The organism is Streptomyces sp. TM32 (assembly GCF_004122755.1).
GTDB lineage: Bacteria > Actinomycetota > Actinomycetes > Streptomycetales > Streptomycetaceae > Streptomyces > Streptomyces sioyaensis.
This window is the reverse complement of the sequence record NZ_SDIG01000052.1, coordinates 1-19,576: the sequence shown is the minus strand read 5'-3', so window position 1 is coordinate 19,576 and position 19,576 is coordinate 1. Positions and strand designations below refer to the sequence as shown.

Sequence of the window (19,576 nt, the reverse complement as noted above, 5' to 3'; positions counted from 1 at the left end):
GCTAACCCGGCGCGCCGGGATCCTCATCCCGTTATTGCGCACGCCGGGCCGGCGTCCCCGGGCCCCGTTCGCCGTTACAGCCAGCTGCCGAACCGGCGGACGTACCAGGTCTTCACGCCCTGGGTGAGCAGGCAGTACGACGCCAGCGTCGCGACCAGCCACGGGAAGTAGGCCATCGGCAGCGCCTGCATCCCGAGCACGCCGGCCAGCGGCGAGAACGGCAGGTAGAGGCCGATCGCCGTCACCGCCGCCGTCATCACCATCACCGGCAGGGTCGCCCGCGACTGCACGAAGGGGATCCGCCGGGTGCGCAGCATGTGGACGACCAGCGTCTGCGTCAGCAGGCCCTCGACGAACCAGCCGGACTGGAACAGCGCCTGGTGCACCTCGCTGTTGGCCCCGAAGACATGCCACATCAGCAAGAACGTGGTGATGTCGAAGACCGAGCTGGTCGGCCCGAGGACGAGCATGAAGCGGCCGATGCCCCGGGCGTCCCAGGTGCGCGGGGTGCGCAGGTAGTCGCGGTCCATCCGGTCCCACGGCGTGGCCAGCTGGGAGATGTCGTACAGGAGGTTCTGTACGAGCAACTGCATGGCCAGCATCGGCTGGAAGGGGAGGAACGCGGACGCGGCCAGCACCGAGAAGACGTTCCCGAAGTTCGAGGAGGCCGTCATCTTGAGGTACTTGATGGTGTTGCCGAAGGTCAGCCGGCCGCGCAGCACCCCCTGTTCCAGGACCATCAGGTCCTTCTCCAACAGGATGATGTCGGCGGACTCCTTGGCGATGTCGACCGCGGTGTCCACGGAGATCCCGACGTCCGCGTCGCGCAGCGCGGCGGCGTCGTTGATGCCGTCGCCGAGGAATCCGACGGTGTGCCCGTCGGCTTGCAGGGCCCGCACGATCCGGGCCTTCTGGGTGGGGTCGGCCTTGGCGAACACCGTGGTGGTGCGGGTGAGTGTGCGCAGTTGCCGGTCGTCGAGGCCGTCGAGCTCGGCGCCGGTGACCACGGTGCCGACCTCCAGGCCCACGTCGGCGCAGACCCGGGCGGCGACCAGCTCGTTGTCGCCGGTGATGACCTTCACCGCGATACCGCTGTCGGCGAGTGCCCCCAGCGCCCGGGCGGCGTCCTGCTTCGGCGGGTCGAGGAACGCCAGGAAGCCGACCAGGGTCAGCCCGGTCTCGTCCGCGACACCGTAGGCGGTACGGGCCTCCTGCCCGCCGTCGGGGCCGCCGGGCAGGGTGCGGGTGGCCACGGCCAGCACCCGCATGCCCTGCCGCTGGTGGTACGCCGCGGTGTGCAGGACCTGCCGGCGCAGGGTGTCGGTCAGCTCGGCGCGACGGCCGCCGCCGGTCAGATGGCTGCACCTGTCGAGCACCTCCTCGACCGCGCCTTTGGTGATCAGGATGTGCTCGCCGGCAGGCCCGTCCGCGTCGTTGCGGCGCAGTACCACCGACATCCGCCGCCGTGCGAAGTCGAAGGGGATCTCGTCGACCAGCGTGAAGCGGGCGTCGACGACAACCTCCTCGGCCTCGTGCATGCGGTCGATGACGGCCTGGTCCAGCAGGTTGCGCAGCCCCGTCTGGAAGTGACTGTTGAGGTAGGCGTACTCCAGGACCTCGTCGTCCGGCTCGCCGTGGATGTCGAGGTAGCTGTCCAGGACGATCCGGTCCTCGGTGAGGGTGCCGGTCTTGTCCGTGCACAGCACGTCCATCGCGCCCAGGTTCTGAATCGCGTTCAGACGCTTGACGACGACCTTGCGGCGGGACAGCGCGACCGCGCCGCGCGCCAGGTTGGTGGTGACGACCATCGGCAGCATCTCGGGCGTGAGGCCGACGGCGACGGCCACCGCGAAGGTGAAGGCCTCGGCCCAGTCGCCCTTGGTCACCCCGTTGATCAGGAAGACGACGGGGACCATCACCAGCATGAAGCGGATCAGCAGCAGGCTGACCTTCTTCACCCCGGTGTCGAAGCCGGTCTGTGGACGCTCGCCGGTCAACGCGTCCGCCATGGAGCCGAAGTAGGTGTACGGGCCGGTGGCGACGGCCACGCCGGTCGCGGTGCCGGAGGTCACCGAGGTGCCGGCCAGGACGAGGTTGTCGGCCTCGATCGGGTCGCTGGTCAGCCGCTGCCCGTCGTCGGGGAAGCGGGTGTCGGCCTTGGCCACCGGCAGCGACTCACCGGACAGCGCGGCCTGGCTGACCATCAGGTCCTTGGCCGTCAGCAGCCGCAGGTCGGCGGGGACGAGATCGCCGGCCGCCAGCTTGATGAGGTCGCCCTTGACCACGCCGTCCATCGGGATCTCGACGGTGGTGGGCAGCCGGCCGCTACCGGCCAGCCGCTGTACGGCGGTGGTCGTGGTGACCAGGGCCTGCAACGCGGCGGCGGCGCTGTTGGAGCGGTACTCCTGCCAGAACCGCAGCCCCACGCTGATCAGCACCATCGCGCCGAGGATCGCGATCTTCGGGTCGAACGGCTCCTCCCCGGCGACCTGCAGCCACTGCACGAACATGACGGTGACCAGCACCGCCAGCACCAGGATGAAGGGGTTCCAGAACGCCTTGGCGAGCTGGGCGTACCAGCGCGGGGCGGACCTCGGGGTGAGGACGTTGGCGCCGTCGCGCTCCAGCCGGTGCTGGGCCAGGCCGTAGGACAGCCCGGCGGGGGTGCTCTGCAGATCCTGCAGGACCTGGGCGGCGGGGCGGCCGCTGGCCTCGGCCAGCTGATCGGCGACGTGCCGGGTACGGGCCGCCGATTCGGCCGCCTGCCGCTCCCGCCGAAGACGGCGGCCCGGCGGAGCGAGCTTTTGAGGGGTGAGCAGATTCGTCATGACAAAACCTCCCTGCGCGCAGAAGGGCACACCGGCGGACCGGAATACGCGACGCCGGCGCATGGCACGACACACGGCATGCGCACGCAATGCGGCGTTCCGGACCGGAAGAGGGCCGGCTGTTTTCGGGCAGGCCGGCATGGCCTTCGCGCGAAGAATGCGAAAACTAGAAGAAACTCGAAGAGAATCGAGAAATGGGGGACCAGGGGCGGCCGGACGCAGCCGGAAGCGCCCCGGTCTCAGGGTGAAGGCATACCGCAAAGCCGGCACGGAGCCCCTGGGGGCACACCGTCAACGGCTCGGAGAAAGGCAGCAGTTCAGTACGCTGCAACGCTGCGGCAAGGACTTCCTTCGGGACTCATCCCGATCACCTCCTTGCTCGCGCGGACATACCCCGGCGCCCTCACAACGGGCGCCGTCATTTCCCCATGCTGCCATATCCCCGCAGCGGGCCCCTCATTCTTTCGGCCGAATACCGTCCCCGCACGGTGTGATCTGCGCCGCTCCGAAATGAGCGGTGCGGAATGCGCGGTGCGGAGTACGTCGTGCGGGGTGAGCGGTGCCGAATGAGCGGCGCGGACGGCAGCAATGGAGAGGCGGTGCGGCGTGACGACGGCGAACGCCCCCTCGCCCTTCACCTGCCGCCCGCCGCCCGTTGCCCGTTCCGCGCCCTCAGGCCACCGACCCGATCCGCCCGACCGGCCGGGCCGTGTCGTGATGGATGGGGGTGTGCGCGCCGGTCAGCGGTGCGCCGGTGCCGCCGCGGCGGTTGGCGACGATCTCGGCGGCGATGGACAGCGCGGTCTCCTCCGGGGTGCGCGCGCCCAGGTCGAGGCCGATGGGTGACCGCAGGCGGTTCAACTCCAGCTCGCTCAGGCCGACTTCACGAAGGCGCCGCTGACGGTCCAGGTGGGTGCGGCGGGAGCCCATCGCCCCGACGTAGGCGACCGGGAGCCGCAGCGCGCGCTCCAGCAGCGGTACGTCGAACTTGGCGTCGTGGGTCAGCACACACAGCACCGTGCGGGCATCGAGGTCCTGGGAGTCCAGGTAGCGGTGCGGCCAGTCGACGACGATCTCGTCGGCGTCCGGGAAGCGGGCGCGGGTGGCGAAGACGGGGCGGGCGTCGCAGACCGTGACGTGGTAGTTGAGCAGCTTTCCGACCTTGACCAGCGCGGCGGCGAAGTCGATGGCCCCGAAGACGATCATGCGGGGTGCGGGGACGGAGGATTCCACGAGCAGCTCGACGGTCCCGCCGCAGCGCGAGCCCGCCGGCTGCGCCCCGTCGTCGCCCTGTGGTGCGCCGTCGGCGGCGCCCGTGCCGATCGCGACCGTCGTGGTGCGTCCGGCGTCCAGCAGCGCGCGGGCCTCGGCCAGCGCGGTGCGGTCCAGGACGGGGTGGCCGCCGAGGGTGCCGGTATGGCTGCCGTCGGGGCGCACGAGCAGGGCCCGGCCGAGGTACCCGTCGGGGCCCCGGACGACCCGGGCGAGGGCCGCCGCCTCCCCCGCGGCGGCGGCGGCCAGCCCGGCGGCGAGCGTGCCGGCGGTGCGGTCCGCCGGCTCCCCCGCCACCGGGCCGCCGCCGGCCGGGCGCACGGCCGCGGCCCGTATCGGCTCGACGAGGATGTCGATGATTCCGCCGCAGGTCAGGCCCACGGCGAAGGCATCCTCGTCGCTGTACCCGAAGCGCTCCAGGACCGGCCGGCCGGTCCGCAGCGCCTCCTGGCACAGGTCGTACACCGCCCCCTCCACACATCCGCCGGAGACCGACCCGATCGCCGTGCCGGCGCTGTCGACGGCAAGGGCGGCTCCGGGCTGGCGTGGCGCGCTGCCGTGGGTGGCCACCACGGTGGCCACCGCGATGTCGCGGCCCTGCTCGACCCACCGGTGCAGCTCGTCGGCGATGTCCAGCATGTCGGTCTCCTTACGGATGGGGGAGGGCGGGGCGGTTACTTGACGCCCAGCCACTGCTCGATCGGATGGAGCGAGAAGTAGACGAGGAAGATCGCGGACAGCACCCACATGAAGCCGCCGACCTCGCGCCACTTGCCCTGCCCCGCCTTGATGACGGTGTAGGCGATGACGCCGGCGCCCACACCCGCGGTGATGCTGTAGGTGAACGGCATCAGCACCACGGTCAGGAAGACCGGGACGGACACCGAGCGGTCGCGCCAGTCCACGTGCCCGGCGGCACTCATCATCATCGAGCCGATGACGACGAGGGCGGCCGAGGCCACCTGGGCCGGTACGAGCTGGGTGAGCGGGGTGAAGAACAGGCAGGCCGCGAAGAGCAGACCGGTGACGACGGACGAGAGGCCGGTCCGGGCACCCTCGCCGACGCCGCTCGCCGACTCGATGAACACGGTCTGACCGGAGGCACCGGCCACCCCGCCGATCGCCCCGCCCGCGCCGTCCACGAACAGCGCCTTGGACAGCCCCGGCATCCGGCCCTTGTCGTCGGCCAGCCCGGCTTCCGTACCGACGCCGATGATGGTGGCCATCGCGTCGAAGAAGCCGGCCAGCACCAGGGTGAAGACGATCATGCCCACGCTGAGGGCGCCGATCGAACCCCAGCCGCCGAAGTCCACCTGGCCGAAGAGGCCGAAGTCGGGCATCGCCACCGCGCTGCCGCTCAGCTCCGGAGGCGTACCGCCCCAGTCCTTGGCCGTCAGTCCGCCGATCCTGGTGGCCGCGATGGCCAGGACGCTGCCGGCCACGATGCCGATGAGGATGGCACCGGGCACCTTGCGTGCCTGCATGATGAAGATCAACAACAGCGTGACACAGAAGAACAGGACCGGCCAGCCGGAGAGCTGTCCGGTCAGACCGAGGGTGACCGGGCCGCCCTCGCCCTTGCCCACGAAACCGGCCTTCACCAGGCCGAGCAGCGCGACGAACGTCCCGATGCCCATGGTGATCGCGTGCTTGAGGGCCAGCGGGATGGCGTTCATGATCATCTCGCGGAGGCCGGTGACCACCAGCAGACAGATGACGACGCCGTAGATCACGCACATGCCCATCGCCTGCGGCCAGGTCATGTGCGGGACCACCTGGGCGGTCAGTGCGGCGGAGACGTTGAGGCCGGCCGCCAGGGCCAGCGGCACCTTGCCGATGAAGCCCATGAGGAGGGTGGAGACGGCCGCGGCGAACGCGGTCGCGGTGACCACACCGGCGTGCGCGAGAGTGTTCTTCTCGACGTCCGGGGTCGACAGGATCAGCGGGTTGAGCAGCAGGATGTAGCACATCGCCATGAAGGTGGTGATGCCGCCGCGCAGCTCGCGCGCGAGCGTCGATCCTCTGTCGGATATGTGGAAATACCGGTCGAGCCAGTCCCGGCCGGCGGGCTGACGCGAGCCGGAGCCCGCGTCTTCCGCCGTGGTCCGCGACTCGGTGGACTGCTGGGTCATGGTGCCTTGCTCCCAAGGTTCAAAGGGGCCCTCGCATCGGATGCGAGATTTGGGATGGATCAACGGCTGCACGACCCGGGGGACGGCCCGAGACGAACGGGTACTGACTCCGTGCGGGGCGGAGCAGTGACTGCGTGGTGCGGGCCTGCGGAAGGTGCGCGCAGGAGGACCGGCAGGACCTCCTGCGCGCACCGCCCGGAAGCCGGGCCCGGGGTCCGGCCCCGGACGGTCTCTAGGTGCCGGTGAGGTGCTCGGGGCGCACCGGCGTCTTGTTGAGCTCCAGCCCGGTCGCGTTCCGGATCGCCGCGAGGACGGCCGGGGTGGACGACAGGGTGGGGGCCTCGCCGACGCCGCGCAGCCCGTAGGGGGCGTGCTCATCGGCGAGTTCGAGCACATCGACCGGGATGGTCGGCGTGTCGAGGATGGTGGGGATGAGGTAGTCCGTGAAGGACGGGTTGCGCACCTTCGCGGTCTTGGGGTCGACGATGATCTCCTCCATGACGGCCACGCCCAGGCCCTGAGTGGTGCCGCCCTGGATCTGGCCGACGACGGACAGCGGGTTGAGCGCCTTGCCGACGTCCTGCGCACAGGCGAGTTCGATGACCTTGACCAGGCCGAGCTCGGTGTCCACCTCCACCACCGCGCGGTGGGCGGCGAAGGAGTACTGGACGTGGCCGTTGCCCTGGCCGGTGCGCAGGTCGAACGCCTCGGTCGGGCGGTGCCGCCACTCCAGCTCCAGGTCGATCGCCTCGTCCTCCAGGACGTCCGCGATATCGGCCAGGACCTCTCCGCCGTCGGTGGTGACCTTGCCGCCCTCCAGCAGCAGTTCGGCGGTGGCCCACGCGGGGTGGTACGTGCCGAACTTGGCGCGGCCGGCCTCCAGGACCTTCTCGCGCACCGCCTCGCAGGTGTGCTTCACCGCGCCGCCGGTCACATACGTCTGCCGGGAGGCGGAGGTGGAGCCGGCCGAGCCGACCTGGGTGTCGGCCGGCTGGATGCTGACCTGCTGCACGCCCAGTTCCGTACGGGCGATCTGGGCGTGCACGGTGATGCCGCCCTGGCCGACCTCCGCCATCGCGGTGTGGACCGTGGCGACCGGTTCGCCGCCGATGACCTCCATCCGCACCCGGGCGGTGGAGTAGTCGTCGAAGCCCTCGGAGAAGCCGACGTTCTTGATGCCGACGGCGTAGCCGACCCCGCGGACCACGCCCTCGCCATGGGTGGTGTTGGACAGACCGCCGGGCAGCGCGCGGACATCGGCGCCCTCGCCGGCCGCCAGCCACTGCTGCTCGGGCGGCAGCGGCATCGCCTTGACCCGGCGCAGCAGTTCGGCGACCGGCGCGGGCGAGTCGACCTGCTGGCCGGTCGGCAGCAGCGTGCCCTGCTCCATGGCGTTGCGCTGCCGGAACTCGACCGGGTCCAGCCCCAGCTTCGCGGCGAGCTTGTCCATCTGCGCCTCGTAGGCGAAGCACGCCTGGACCGCGCCGAAGCCGCGCATCGCCCCGCAGGGCGGGTTGTTGGAGTACAGCGCGATGGCCTCGATGTCGACGTCGTCGACGACGTACGGGCCGACCGAGAGGGACGAGGCGTTGCCGACGACGGCCGGGGAGGCGGAGGCGTAGGCGCCGCCGTCCAGCACGATCCGGCACTTCATGTGGGTGAGCTTGCCGTCCTTGGTGGCGCCGTGCTCGTACCAGAGCCTGGCCGGGTGCCGGTGGACGTGGCCGAAGAAGGACTCGAACCGGTTGTAGACGATCTTGACGGGCTTGCCGGTGCGCAGCGCCAGCAGGCAGGCGTGGATCTGCATCGACAGGTCCTCGCGGCCGCCGAAGGCGCCCCCGACGCCGGAGAGCGTCATCCGCACCTTCTCCTCGGGCAGGCCGAGGACCGGGGCGATCTGGCGGAGGTCGGAGTGCAGCCACTGGGTGGCGACGTACAGATCGACGCCGCCGTCCTCGCCGGGCACCGCGAGGCCGGACTCCGGGCCGAGGAAGGCCTGGTCCTGCATGCCGAAGACGTACTCGCCGGAGACGATGACATCGGCCTTCTTGGCGGCCTCGTCCGCGTTGCCGCGGATGATCGGCTGGCGGTGCACGATGTTGGGGTGCGGCACATGGCCCGCGTGGTGATCGGCGCGGTTCTCGTGGACCAGCGGTGCGCCGTCGGCGGTGGCGGAGGCCTCGTCGGTGACGACCGGCAGTTCGCGGTACTCGATCTTGATCTTGGCGGCGGCGCGGCGCGCGGTCTCCGGGTGGTCGGCGGCGACCAGCGCCACCGGCTCGCCGTGGTGGCGCACCTTGCCGTGCGCGAGCACCGGAGTGTCCTGGATCTCCAGGCCGTAGTTCTTCACGTCGGTGGGCAGGTCGTCGTACGTGAGCACTGCGTAGACACCGGGGGTCGCCAGCGCCTCGGCGGTGTCGATCGAGCGGATCTCGGCGTGTGCGGTGGTGCTGCGCAGCGTGTAGCCCCACAGCATGTCCTCGTGCCACATGTCCGAGGAGTAGGCGAATTCGCCGGTCACCTTGAGGGTGCCGTCCGGCCGCAGGGTGGATTCACCGATCCCGGCCCTGGTCTTGCCGCCCTGGACGAGGCTGGTGGGGGTGCGGGTGACACCGGCCATGGCGTTCAGGCCCCCTGTCCGGCGGTGTGGGAGTCGCCGCGGGCGGCCGCCAGCCGGACCGCGTCGAGGATCTTCTCGTAGCCGGTGCAGCGGCACAGGTTGCCCGACAGCGCCTCGCGGATATCGGCGTCCGACGGGGAGCCGTTGCGCTCCAGCAGTTCATCGGCGGCGACCAGCAGACCCGGGGTGCAAAAGCCGCACTGGACCGCACCGGCGTCGATGAAGGCCTGCTGGATCGGGGAGAGTTCGGCCGACTCGCCGGCCTGCGAGCCGGCGGGCCGGGCCTGCCACTGCTGGGCCTCGGCCATGCTGGTGCCACAGACACCGGAGGCGCAGCCGCCCCCTTCCGCACGCTGCTTGGCGAAGTCCGCCAAGCCCTCGACGGTCACCACCTCGCGGCCCTCGACCTGGCCCGCCGCGACCAGGCAGGAACACACCGGCACGCCGTCCAGACGGACCGTGCAGGACCCGCATTCGCCCTGCTCACAGGCGTTCTTGGAACCCGGGAGTCCCATCCGCTCGCGGAGGACGTACAGCAGGCTCTCGCCTTCCCATACGTCGTCGGCCTCCTGCCGGCGGCCGTTGACGGTGAATGTCACGCGCACTGTGCGCCTCCCTTTGAGCCGTGGGCGTTGCCGCGGTAGGACTCCCAGGTCCAGCCGAGGGTGCGGCGCGCCATGATGCCGACCGCGTGCCGGCGGTACGCGGCGCTGCCGCGCACGTCGTCGATCGGGTTGCAGGCGCCGGCGGCGAGCTGCGCGAACTGCTTGGCGACGGACGGCGGAATGGGGCTGCCCGAGTCCCAGAAGCCGCCCTCCTCCAGCGCCGCGGAGAGGAAGGCCTCGGCCTCCTTGGCGCGGACGGGGGTGGGCGCGGCGGAGCCGATGCCGGTGCGCACCGTGCGGGTCTCGGGGTGCAGCGCGATGCCGAAGGCGCAGACCGCGATGACCATGGCGTTGCGGGTGCCGACCTTGGAGAACTGCTGCGGGCCGTCGGCCTTGGGCAGATGCACCGAGCGGATCAGCTCGTCGGGCGCCATCGCATTGCGCTTGACGCCGGTGTAGAAGTCGTCGATCGGGATCATCCGGCGGCCGCGTACGGACTCCACCTCGACCTCGCAGCCGGCGGCCAGCAGCGCGGGGTGGGCGTCGCCGGCCGGGGAGGCGGTGCCGAGGTTGCCGCCGACGCCGCCGCGGTTGCGGATCTGCGGGGAGGCCACCGTGTGCGAGGCCAGGGCCAGGCCGGGGAGCTCGGCCCGCAGGTTTTCCATGATCTGGGTGTAGGGCACGGAGGCGCCCAGCCGGACGGTCTTCTCGCCGACCTCCCACTCGTTCAGCTCACCGATGCGGTTCAGGTCGAGCAGGTACTCCGGGCGGCGGTGGTCGAAGTTGATCTCGACCATCACGTCCGTGCCGCCCGCGATGGGCACAGCGGTGGGGTGCTCGGCCTTGGCGGCGAGCGCCTCCTCCCAGCTGGCGGGGCGAAGGAAGTCCATGGGGTGGCCTCTTCTACGAATTCGACGAATGTGCTGCGAAATCGGTCGCTCGCTGCTCATGGTGCGGACACGGTGCTGTCGCCGCCATGGAGCGGTTCATGTCTCGTTCATGTGATGAGGCTCAGTGAACGCTCCCGGGACCGTCCGGTGCAGTCACCGAAACCATGAAGCGGTTGGCTGGCCAGGCCACCTGTCTTGTAGATTCGAACGAAAGTCGAGGCTTGGAAACCTCGCGGCATTCCACCGGCAACACCAGACAGCAAAGAACGGCGGGCGAGGTCATGCGGCTCCGCGTACTCCTGGATACCCACTCCCTGGGCCTCAGGCTCCTCGGAGGCGAGGAAGAACTGGATCGCACTGTACGCGGCGTGATGACCACCGACCTGCGCGATCCCAGCCGCTATCTCTCCGGCGGCGAACTGGTGCTGACCGGCCTGGCCTGGCACCGCGCGCCGGAGGACTCCGAGCCGTTCGTCCGCATCCTGGCCGCCGCGGGCGTCGCCGGACTCGCGGCGGGCGAGGCGGAGCTGGGCTCGGTCCCGGAGGATCTGATCGAGGCCTGCGCACGGCACCGGATGCCGCTGTTCTCGGTCGTCGAGGACGTCTCGTTCGCCTCCATCACCGAGCATGTCGTCCGCCAGGTCTCCAGCGAGCGGGCCGGCGATCTGGCGGCCGTGGTGGACCGCCACCGGCGACTGATGACCTCCGCGGGCGGCGGCCCGGACGTGGTCCTGGACCTGCTCGGCTCCGACCTGGACCTGCGGGCCTGGGTGCTCTCCCCCACCGGGCGGCAGATCGCCGGCTCGACCCTGGCGGACGCCGGGCCGGAGCTCCCCGGTGAACTGGCCGCCCGGCTCGCGGGCGAGCACCTGGCGGCCGCCCGCACCGGCCGGCGCGGGCCGCACCGCGTCACGATCGAAGGGGGCGGCGCGCAGCGCCTCGATGAGGGGCGGCGGTCGGGCGACGGGTCGGGAGGAGCCACCTTCTCGCTGTTCCCGATCCGCCAGGAGGGCCGTGACCTGCGCCAGACGGTGCTGAGCGACTGGCTGCTGGCGGTCGAGGCGGACGCCGGCGAGTGGTCGGAGGAGCGCCTGGACCTGCTGCACGGCGTCACCCAGCTGATCGCGGTGGAACGCGACCGGCGCGATGCGGCACGTACGGTCCGCCGCCGGCTCGCCCAGGAGGTGCTGGAGCTCGTCCAGGCCGGCGCCCCGCCCGCCGAGATCGCGGCCCGGCTGCGGGTGGCCGCCCCCGTGCTACTGCCCGGCCTGGGCACCGCACCGCACTGGCAGCTCGTGGTGGCCCGGGTCGAGTGGGAGGACGGCGACGTCCCCGGCGGTCCCGTGGCGCAGAGCCTGCTGGAGGAGATGCTGGTCGACCCCGGCGTCGCCGGGCCCGAGCACTCCGACCGCATCGCCGTGGCGCACACCGGCGACGAGGCGGTGGCGCTGGTGCCGCTGCCCGTACCGGACGAGTCCCGGGACTCCTCGGCGACGGGTCTGCACGCCGCGGAGCTGCTCCGGGTCGTCCAGGAGCCGCTCGCCCGCGGTCTGGACGACGACGGGCGGCTGACGGTCGGGGTGAGCGCCGCGGTGCACTCCGCGGAGGGCCTGCGCGGCGCCCTGGAGGAGGCCCGGCACGCCCGCCGGGTCGCCGCCGCCCGCAACGGCCGGGTCTGCGCCGCCGGGCACGAGGAGTTGGCCTCGCACGTCCTGCTGCTGCCGTTCGTGCCGGACGACGTCCGCCGGGCCTTCACCGCCCGGCTGCTGGACCCGCTGCGCGAGTACGACCGCAAGCACCGCGCCGAGCTGATCCCCACGCTGGAGGCGTTCTTGGACTGCGACGGCTCCTGGACCCGCTGTGCGACCCGTCTCCACCTGCATGTGAACACGCTCCGCTACCGGGTGGGGCGGATCGAGCAGCTCACGGGACGCGACCTGTCCCGCCTGGAGGACAAGCTCGACTTCTTCCTCGCCCTGCGGATGAGCTGACGCGCACGGCGGATCGGCGGCCGGCCGGGGCGATCCGGCGGTGCAATCCGGCGGACCCGGCATCCGCCGTTAGGGGTAACTCGATCGGGCGGCATCGCGGCGGCCGTGCCGGCCGCGGCCGCCCGCGCTTGCGCCGCAACGCGCCCGATCAGGGCCGCGCACCCCGTCCGTACCGCGCACCCGGTGATTGTGAATTCATTCACCCGCCCCCTTGGCCCGGCGGCGGACTTCGTGCTGAGATGCGCCCACGGCTTCCGATTTCCAGCTCAATGGCGCGCTTGGGGAGGGCAACGTGGCGGATACCGCCATGCCAGAATCAGCGGATCCCGCGGATCCGGACCGTTCCGCGGGCCCGGTGCCGGTCACGGTACCGAGACCCGCATCCGCACCGGAAGTACCCACCGTCGCCGCGGTCGAGGGGGACGATCCCCTCGACCGTGCCGTGTGGCGACTCCGCTCCCGCGGCTGCTGGGACGACGCGGCCGCGCTGCTGGAGCCGCACGCCGTCCGTCACGCCCCGTCCGCGCTGCGCCGCGCGGCCCTCCTGGTCGAGCGCTGTGTGTTCACGACCACCGGCTGGGCCGAGGCGGAGGACGCGCTGCGCGGCGCCGAGGCCCTGGCGGGCGACGACGACGAGCGCGGCGGCGCGGCCTGCGAGCGCGGCCACCTCGCCTACGCCGCCACCGTCCTGGGCGTCCGGGACCGGGCCGACGAGGCGCGCTCGGCGCTCGGCCGGGCCGCCGCGCTGCTGGCACCCACCGCGGCCGGCCGCCCGCTGCTGGACTTCCGCCGCGGGCTGATGGCCGAGCACGTCGCCGACAGCCCGGATGCGGCGCGCGCCGCCTACCGCCGCGCGCACGCCGGCGCCACCGCGCACGGCGACCACCTGCTGCTGTCCTTCACCTGGCGCCACCTGGCCGGACTCGCGCTGCGGGACGGGGAGTTGGCGGAGGCCCGGCACGGTTTCGCCGAGTCGCTGCGGATCCGGGAGGAGCTGGGCTTCCTCATCGGTACGGCACCGGCCCTCGCGGCGCTGGCCGATGCCGCCCCGGAGGGCGACGCGGCCCGGCTGCGCGCCGAGGCGGCTCGCCTGTTCCGCCTCATGGGCGGGGTGCCGACCTGGCTCGCCGATCATCTCGCCACGGCCGTCGCGACGACCTAGCCGGATGGATCACGATGCCCGGCCGCGGTCGCCGGGGGACCCGGTGCCGGTCCACCACTCGTGCGCGGCGGGTGGTGGACCGGCACCGTTCCCCCAAAGCCGGAGGGCGCTCCTCCGCTCGCCGTCAACCCCCCTTCCTCAGCCATGCCCGCAACCGGCCCGATTGGCTGGATCTCGACGGTCCTCGGGGCGGATCGGCCGGGGTGTGACGGTTGCCGGGCCGGCCGACGGTCGACGCGCCGGGTGAACCGGGAGGTGGGACCATGGGGCGAAGGCCCGGGGCCGGGGTGTCTCCGCACGCCCCACAGGCCCCGAGAATGGCCGCAAGTCGCACTGTGAGGCGGCGCCGGGGGACAGGATGCTGGTCCGGGACCAGCTGAGCCCCCACCCATTGGCTCAGCCTTTCGGGAGGCCACATGACAGCAGGAGTGACCAACACGACCGCGGGAACCGACTGGGGCAAGGCGGATTTCGAGGCGATTTACAACTGCCCGGATCCCCGCCGGTACTTCACCACCCTGCAGCCCCTGGACTACCAGATTCCGCACCACGGCCAAGCGGTGTTCCGCACGGTGACCGAGACACTGCAGCGCCACCGCAGTGACCGTCCGCCACTCAACGTCGTCGACCTCTGCTGCTCATACGGGGTCAACGCCGCACTGCTCAACCACCAGCTGTCCCTCTCCGACCTCTACGACCGCTACACCGCGCTCCGCCCTGACGTGCCGACGACCCGTCAACTCATCGACGAGGACCGTACGTTCTTCGCCAGCAGGCGGCGTGCCGAGTCCGTACGCATCACCGGCATCGACGCGGCGGACCGCGCGGTCGGCTACGCCCGTGAAGTCGGTCTCCTCGACCACGGATTCGCGGAGAATCTGGAGCTCGACGAGCCGAGCCCACAGTTGCGGCGCGTGCTGGCCGACACCGATCTGATCACCGTCACCGGTGGCGTCGGCTACATCACCGCGACCACGTTCACCCGTCTCTTCGACTGCGTCTCGTCACCACCCTGGGTCGCCGCGTTCGTGCTGCGCACGGTGTCCTACCGCCCGGTCTCCGCCCTGCTGGCCCGGGCCGGACTGGTCACGGAGAAGCTCACCACCCGTACGTTCCGCCAGCGGCGGTTCGCCGACGGGGACGAGCGGCGGGGGGCGTTCGAGGCGCTCGCCGGACACGGTCTGTCCACCACGGGCAAGGAATCCGACGGCTTCTACCACGCCGATCTCTATCTCTCCCGGCCCGCCGCCGACGTCGCGGCGCTGCCTCTGGAAGAGCTGCTGCCCGGCTGAACCACCGGACGGTTCAGTGCGGGTGCCGGGCCGCCGAGACATGCGCGCGGGCGATCCGCTCGGCGACCGCGAACTCCTGGGCGCTCAGGGCGTCGAGCAGCTCGTGGTGTTCGGCGGCATCGGCCAGCAGCTCGGCCGCGCGCCCGGAGCCGGCGGCCGGCGGCCACTGGGAACGGCGCAGCAGATCGCCGGTGACCTCGGTGAGCCGGCGGTTGCCGGTGAGCGACATCAGCGCGTCGTGGAAGGCGTGGTCGGCCTCGGCATAGCCGACCCGGTCGCCACCGGCGGCGGCCGCCACGCCCGCCGCGGCCAGCGGGCGCAGCTCCTCCCAGCGCTGCGGGGGCAGCGCCCGACCCAGCCGGATGATCGCGGGCACCTCCAGCATCGCCCGGACCTCGGCCAGCTCGGCGAGGTCGCGGGCGCTGCGCTCGGCGACCCGGAAGCCGCGGTTGGGCACCACCTCGACGGCGCCCTCGCCCGCGAGCTGCTGCATGGCCTCGCGGACCGGGGTCGCGGAGACGCCGTAGCGCTCGCCGAGCGCGGGCGCGGAGTAGACCTCGCCCGGGGTCAGCTCGCCGTCGACCAGCGCACGGCGCAGTGCGGCCAGCACCTGGCCGCGGACGGAGTGCCGCCGGGGCACGCCGGGACCGGGCTGCGCGGGCACCCACCCACGCACACACGGCTGCGGTTCCGCTGTGCCCTGCTCCATGACGATTCCTCCTGACGTTCCCAGCACCATAGGCGGCGCGGGCCGCCCTGCACATCCGAAACCGGCCGGGGAACCCCCCGGGGCCGGGAGGACTGGCGTTCGGAAGGTGCGGGTAAGGTCCTCGGGTAAGGTAAGGCTTACCTGCTGACGCTCGCGATTCGGTGGTCTCGCCCATGACGCCTGTCCCCGCCGCTCCGCCCGCCGCCCATCCCGTCGCCGACGCCTACGCCCGGCTCTCGGAGGTCTTCCCCGGCCTCCAGGTGATCACCTGGGACGCGGCACCACCCAGCGGCGACGGCTGGGTGTGCGCGGCCGGTCTCGCGGCCGGCGGCGAGGCCTTGGAGACCTTTCTCACGCAGGACGACGCACAGATCCTCCGCGATTACGGACAGCGCGCCCGGCCGGACGTCGTCGCGAGCTTCGCCCTGCACCGCTACGCCTGGCCCGCCTGCCTGCTGATCACCCTCCCCTGGTTCCTGCACCGCCGGGTCCCGCGGCTGCCCGTGCAGGACGTGTCCTTCCAGCGGGAGCCGGGGCGGATGGCGGTGCGCATCGGCGTGTTCTGCTGCCTTCCGGACGATCCGGCGGCCGACCTGCCCGGCGCCCGGGTCGTACCGGACGAGGAGGCGCTGCGTGCGGAGGTGCGGGCCGCGGTGGCCGAGCACCTCGCCCCCGTCCTGGCCGGCTTCGCCGCGCGGACCCGGCGCGGGCCGCGGGCGCTGTGGGGCATGGCGTCCGACGAGCTCGTCGAGGGCCTGTGGTACCTGGGACATCTGCTGGGCGAGGAGCCGCGTGCGGTGGCCGCACTGAAGCGGCTGCTGCCGGGCGCCACCGCTCCCTACGTCGGCGGTGCGGGATTCCGCACCCTCACCGGGCCGGGCGGCGAGTCGCTGCCGACCCGGGACCGCGCCAGTTGCTGCATGTACTACACGCTCCGCCCCGAGGACACCTGCGTCACCTGCCCGCGCACCTGCGACGCGGACCGCGTCAAGCGCCTCACCGCGACCTGACCCCCACCACCGGGCGTACACCCTCCCGCGTGCGGGCAGCAGTTGCCAGCAAACTCGACGCGCATTCCGCTCCCGAGACCGCCGGCTCAACTGACCGTGCCCTCGGGGGATCAGGCGATGCCCTGGGCGAACGAAAAGAGTCGGTGACGGTCGTACTTCTTCTTGACCGCGCGGAGCTTGGCATAGTTTTCGCCGTAGTAGGCCGACTGCCAGTCCGCGAGCGACGGGTCGATGAAGTTCTGGTAGCTCTCGCCGTTCGAGTACGGGTCGATGGCCCGGAAGCCGTTGTCTGCCCAGGCCTGGCCGGCCTGCTCGTCCTCGGGCGTGTACTTCGGGTCATTGAGACCGAGCGAGTAGCCAAGCTGGAACTCGGTGTTGCGGTGCACGAAGGCGGTGTCCCGGCGGCCCGGCTCCTTGGCTGCGCCGCCGAGTGCGAAGAAGCTGAGGAAGCGGAACTGGCCTGCTCGCGGGTTCGCGGTGAACGCCTCCAGGGCTTTCTCCACCCCCGTGTCCGGGATGGCCGCGGAGAACAGCCGACTGCGGTCGATCGCGTAATTGCTCCGGGGCAGCTTCGCTTCGGGCGAGTAACCGACGGTGTGGCATTGGTCGGGAGTCAGGTCCGCGCAGCGGTAGTACGACATCATCGCTTTCTGGAAGGTCTGCTCTTCCACCCCGCGGGTGGCAGGGGCACTGCCGACGTCGGCCACCAGCGCGTCCAGGACCGGCGTGAACCTGCCGGGAGTCCCGAGCCAGCCGCCGTACACCAGCAGGTAGGGGCGGCCGGTGCCGGCGTCGAGCCACTGCACGCCCAACCCGGTTCCGAGATCGCGCGGCCCCTCGATGACCCACCGCTGCCACGCGGCGATGACCCGCTGCGCTGCCTCCCACGGCCAGGTCAGGTTGAAGTTCACGAAGGTCGGCACATGGGTGGGCCGCAGTTCGAAGCGGGTCACCACACCGAAGTTGCCGCCGCCACCCCCGCGCAGCGCCCAGAACAGGTCCCGGTGCTCGGTGGCGGAGGCGGTGACGGCTCGGCCGTCGGCGAGTACCACCCGCGCGGAAATCAGCCGGTCGCCGGCCATGCCGAACTTGCGGGTCTGCCAGCCCATGCCGCCGCCCTGGACGAACCCGCCCGGGCAGACCCCGGGGCACAGCCCGCTGGCCAGCGACACCCCGCGCGGAGCCAGCTTGGTCAGCGCGTCGACCTGCTGGACGCCCGGCCCCATGACCACTGTGTTCTTCGACAGCCGGACCGAGTTGAGCCGCGACACGTCCAGCACGACACCGGTGGTGGTGGAGTAGCCGGCGAAACTGTGCCCGCCGCTGCGGGGCACCAGGCGCAGCGCGTGGTCCTGAGCGAATGCGAGCGTGGTCCGGACGTCCCGCTCGGTCGCGCAGTACGCGACGGCCTGCGGGCGGATCACATCGAACTGGCCTACCGCCAGACGCCTGGCCTGCTCGTAGGCGGCGTCGGTCGGCAGGACGAGGTCGCCGCTGAGGTGGGTGCCGAGCCTGGACCAGTCGGGGCCCGTCTTGCCCCGAGAGGCGATGCGCGAGGTCACAGCCGTCGCGGTCCCGGCGATCATCCCGCCACCTATCGCACCGACGGCTGCTCCGGCACCCAGTCTCAGGGTGGTGCGGCGATTGAGCATGGTTTTCCCCTTGCTGGATTCATCGGGTGTGAGTGCAGGACGCGAGGCGCCCTTGGGCACGCCGGGGTCGGAACTGCGGTGAGATCTGGCTGAACACCGACCGGAACTGTTGGGCTGCCACAGGCGAACGGAAGCCCGTCATTGCACGTTCGCGCTTCCTTGTCGGTCAGCGGGAGTTCTCGGCGCGGTTGTTCAGTCCCTTGTGCGAGCGATGCCCGGCCGAGGGCATCAGGGCGCGGTGCCGTAGCTCTTCAGCTGTTGATGACCAGTACCCGCGGTGTCTGCTGCTGCTTCATGAGCCGGCCAGGAGGGGCTCGACGGCCTTGGTGTTCCGCCGGGACCGGACCAGGATGTCTAAGGCGTTGCCCTCCAGGTCCATCGCGCGCCAGAGGTACTGCCAGTTGCGGTGGTACAGCCATACGCAATGCGAGATGGCCTCCGCCGGGTACCGGAACCCTTCGTACGATGGCGACACCGCGTACACGAACAGCCCCTCCCGGATCTCTACAGCCAGCAGCGCAACGGTCGCTTGGATTCTTCAGTGGCTCGCGCTAGGGAAACCTCTAACGGTCCGCAGCGGTTCGGCGTCGAGCTCTCGATCCGGCAGGAAGCCCCGCACGGCTCTGCTACTGGGGTTTCAGGGTGGCGTCGGTGGTGAGCCAGTGCTATCCACTTTCGGCTCCGGGTCAGATCATGCTGTGAAGGGCGGTGTTCTCCCACCCATCGGCACCTCGAAGTACTCTCCATGGTGTACGTGGTGAGGCGGACCTTGGCTTCGGTATGGGGCGGGATACGTGGAGTTGGATTGTTCCGGACGGACTGTGGGAGATCGCGAAGCCGCTGATCCCTCCGTCGAGAGTGCGGCCGAAGGGCGGCGGAACACAGGACACTCCTGATGAGACGCGGTCGCGACGCGCCATCAGATGTAGCTGACATGGCGTCAGTAGAGTCAGCATTGAGTCAGCATGCGCCCTGCCAGAGGTGGTGACAGGTGGCGACACATGCACTGCACCAACCCGACGTGTATGGCTGACGACAAGATCCGGACCATAAACGGACCGACTTTCTGTCGACAGCAGTTAAGGCCTCCATTTCAGGAGGTCAGCACCGCTATGAGCGCTGTATCACCAACAGACGAAGAATCTGTTGGTGAGCTACTCGGCGAAGAGGCTGGGGTCCTTCTAAGAACGTGCGGAAAGGCGCCTGACTGGGCCTTTGCCCGTCAGGCGCCTTTCCGCATGTGGCTGTGAGGTGGTCAGGACCGGCGGGTCAGCAGACCCGGGCGGCGAGGGCGTCGCCGATCTCGTCGGTGCTGCGCGGGGCCTCGCCGCGGGCCTCCAGGTCGGCCGCGACGGCCTCCTCGATGCGGGCGGCCTGCGGCGCGTAGCCGAGGTGGCGCAGGAGCAGGGCCAC

Annotated in this window: 13 protein-coding genes and 2 pseudogenes; 5 read left to right on the top strand and 10 right to left on the bottom strand. The window is 71.3% G+C overall.

The genetic code is table 11. The features are described 5' to 3' along the window. Nucleotides 1-74: 74 nt before the first annotated feature. The 6 genes from mgtA to EST92_RS14475 form a co-directional block, all read right to left on the bottom strand. Nucleotides 75-2,828 carry a magnesium-translocating P-type ATPase gene (gene mgtA, locus EST92_RS14500; protein WP_129281345.1) on the bottom strand — a complete coding sequence of 918 codons (2,754 nt, stop codon included), beginning with the start codon at nucleotides 2,826-2,828 and terminating at the stop codon, nucleotides 75-77. Between the two features lie 672 nt (nucleotides 2,829-3,500). Then, nucleotides 3,501-4,739 (bottom strand): XdhC/CoxI family protein, encoded by a 1,239-nt coding sequence (locus tag EST92_RS14495; protein ID WP_129281344.1) that lies wholly within the window; start codon nucleotides 4,737-4,739, stop codon nucleotides 3,501-3,503. A gap of 35 nt (nucleotides 4,740-4,774) precedes the next feature. Next, nucleotides 4,775-6,232 (bottom strand): NCS2 family permease, encoded by a 1,458-nt coding sequence (locus tag EST92_RS14490; protein WP_129281343.1) that lies wholly within the window; start codon nucleotides 6,230-6,232, stop codon nucleotides 4,775-4,777. A gap of 232 nt (nucleotides 6,233-6,464) precedes the next feature. Beyond that, nucleotides 6,465-8,852 carry a molybdopterin cofactor-binding domain-containing protein gene (locus tag EST92_RS14485; protein ID WP_129281342.1) on the bottom strand — a complete coding sequence of 796 codons (2,388 nt, stop codon included), beginning with the start codon at nucleotides 8,850-8,852 and terminating at the stop codon, nucleotides 6,465-6,467. A 5-nt stretch (nucleotides 8,853-8,857) separates the two neighbouring features. Next, on the bottom strand, nucleotides 8,858-9,457 hold the full coding sequence (locus EST92_RS14480; protein WP_129281341.1) for a (2Fe-2S)-binding protein: 600 nt from the start codon (nucleotides 9,455-9,457) through the stop codon (nucleotides 8,858-8,860). Next, the gene (locus EST92_RS14475; protein WP_129281340.1) at nucleotides 9,448-10,347 is read right to left on the bottom strand and encodes a xanthine dehydrogenase family protein subunit M; all 900 of its coding nucleotides are present in this window, start codon (nucleotides 10,345-10,347) and stop codon (nucleotides 9,448-9,450) included. Before EST92_RS14475 ends, EST92_RS14480 begins: the two co-directional genes overlap by 10 nt. A 281-nt stretch (nucleotides 10,348-10,628) precedes the next feature. On the opposite strand from EST92_RS14475, the gene EST92_RS14470 reads away from it, so the two are divergent. The 3 genes from EST92_RS14470 (at nucleotide 10,629) to EST92_RS14460 (ending at nucleotide 14,792) form a co-directional block, all read left to right on the top strand. Beyond that, the gene (locus EST92_RS14470) at nucleotides 10,629-12,338 is read left to right on the top strand and encodes a PucR family transcriptional regulator ligand-binding domain-containing protein (protein WP_129281339.1); all 1,710 of its coding nucleotides are present in this window, start codon (nucleotides 10,629-10,631) and stop codon (nucleotides 12,336-12,338) included. Nucleotides 12,339-12,645: 307 nt separating this feature from the next. Then, nucleotides 12,646-13,500, top strand: coding sequence for a hypothetical protein (locus EST92_RS14465; protein ID WP_254068811.1), 855 nt, complete (start codon nucleotides 12,646-12,648; stop codon nucleotides 13,498-13,500). A gap of 428 nt (nucleotides 13,501-13,928) precedes the next feature. Continuing rightward, nucleotides 13,929-14,792 (top strand): hypothetical protein, encoded by an 864-nt coding sequence (locus tag EST92_RS14460; RefSeq protein WP_129281359.1) that lies wholly within the window; start codon nucleotides 13,929-13,931, stop codon nucleotides 14,790-14,792. Nucleotides 14,793-14,805: 13 nt separating this feature from the next. On the opposite strand, the gene EST92_RS14455 is transcribed toward EST92_RS14460, so the two are convergent. Further along, entirely contained in the window at nucleotides 14,806-15,501 is a 696-nt protein-coding gene (locus EST92_RS14455; protein ID WP_129281338.1) for a GntR family transcriptional regulator, read from the bottom strand. 173 nt (nucleotides 15,502-15,674) lie between these two features. On the opposite strand from EST92_RS14455, the gene EST92_RS14450 reads away from it, so the two are divergent. Continuing rightward, nucleotides 15,675-16,511 (top strand): (2Fe-2S)-binding protein, encoded by an 837-nt coding sequence (locus EST92_RS14450; RefSeq protein WP_129281337.1) that lies wholly within the window; start codon nucleotides 15,675-15,677, stop codon nucleotides 16,509-16,511. 110 nt (nucleotides 16,512-16,621) lie between these two features. Here EST92_RS14450 and EST92_RS14445 read toward each other — a convergent pair whose 3' ends face one another. Then, nucleotides 16,622-18,163 carry an FAD-binding oxidoreductase gene (locus EST92_RS14445; protein WP_129281336.1) on the bottom strand — a complete coding sequence of 514 codons (1,542 nt, stop codon included), beginning with the start codon at nucleotides 18,161-18,163 and terminating at the stop codon, nucleotides 16,622-16,624. A 292-nt stretch (nucleotides 18,164-18,455) separates the two neighbouring features. Continuing rightward, nucleotides 18,456-18,638, bottom strand: a complete 183-nt coding sequence (locus EST92_RS14440) for a DDE-type integrase/transposase/recombinase (RefSeq protein WP_129281335.1) — start codon at nucleotides 18,636-18,638, stop codon at nucleotides 18,456-18,458. A 305-nt stretch (nucleotides 18,639-18,943) separates the two neighbouring features. Between EST92_RS14440 and EST92_RS31620 the strand changes: the two are divergent. Further along, nucleotides 18,944-19,066 (top strand): annotated as a pseudogene (locus EST92_RS31620) (IS5/IS1182 family transposase); the annotation flags it as partial. 366 nt (nucleotides 19,067-19,432) lie between these two features. On the opposite strand, the pseudogene EST92_RS14430 reads toward EST92_RS31620, so the two are convergent. Then, nucleotides 19,433-19,576, bottom strand: a pseudogene (locus tag EST92_RS14430) (3-isopropylmalate dehydrogenase); the annotation flags it as partial.

Excerpts from the sequence above, each read along its gene's own strand:
- mgtA (WP_129281345.1), bottom strand. The coding sequence starts at position 2,828 with ATGACGAATCTGCTCACCCCTCAAAAGCTCGCTCCGCCGGGCCGCCGT.
- EST92_RS14495 (WP_129281344.1), bottom strand. The coding sequence starts at position 4,739 with ATGCTGGACATCGCCGACGAGCTGCACCGGTGGGTCGAGCAGGGCCGC.
- EST92_RS14490 (WP_129281343.1), bottom strand. The coding sequence starts at position 6,232 with ATGACCCAGCAGTCCACCGAGTCGCGGACCACGGCGGAAGACGCGGGC.
- EST92_RS14485 (WP_129281342.1), bottom strand. The coding sequence starts at position 8,852 with ATGGCCGGTGTCACCCGCACCCCCACCAGCCTCGTCCAGGGCGGCAAG.
- EST92_RS14475 (WP_129281340.1), bottom strand. The coding sequence starts at position 10,347 with ATGGACTTCCTTCGCCCCGCCAGCTGGGAGGAGGCGCTCGCCGCCAAG.
- EST92_RS14470 (WP_129281339.1), top strand. The coding sequence starts at position 10,629 with ATGCGGCTCCGCGTACTCCTGGATACCCACTCCCTGGGCCTCAGGCTC.
- EST92_RS14465 (WP_254068811.1), top strand. The coding sequence starts at position 12,646 with ATGCCAGAATCAGCGGATCCCGCGGATCCGGACCGTTCCGCGGGCCCG.
- EST92_RS14455 (WP_129281338.1), bottom strand. The coding sequence starts at position 15,501 with ATGGAGCAGGGCACAGCGGAACCGCAGCCGTGTGTGCGTGGGTGGGTG.
- EST92_RS14450 (WP_129281337.1), top strand. The coding sequence starts at position 15,675 with ATGACGCCTGTCCCCGCCGCTCCGCCCGCCGCCCATCCCGTCGCCGAC.
- EST92_RS14445 (WP_129281336.1), bottom strand. The coding sequence starts at position 18,163 with ATGCTCAATCGCCGCACCACCCTGAGACTGGGTGCCGGAGCAGCCGTC.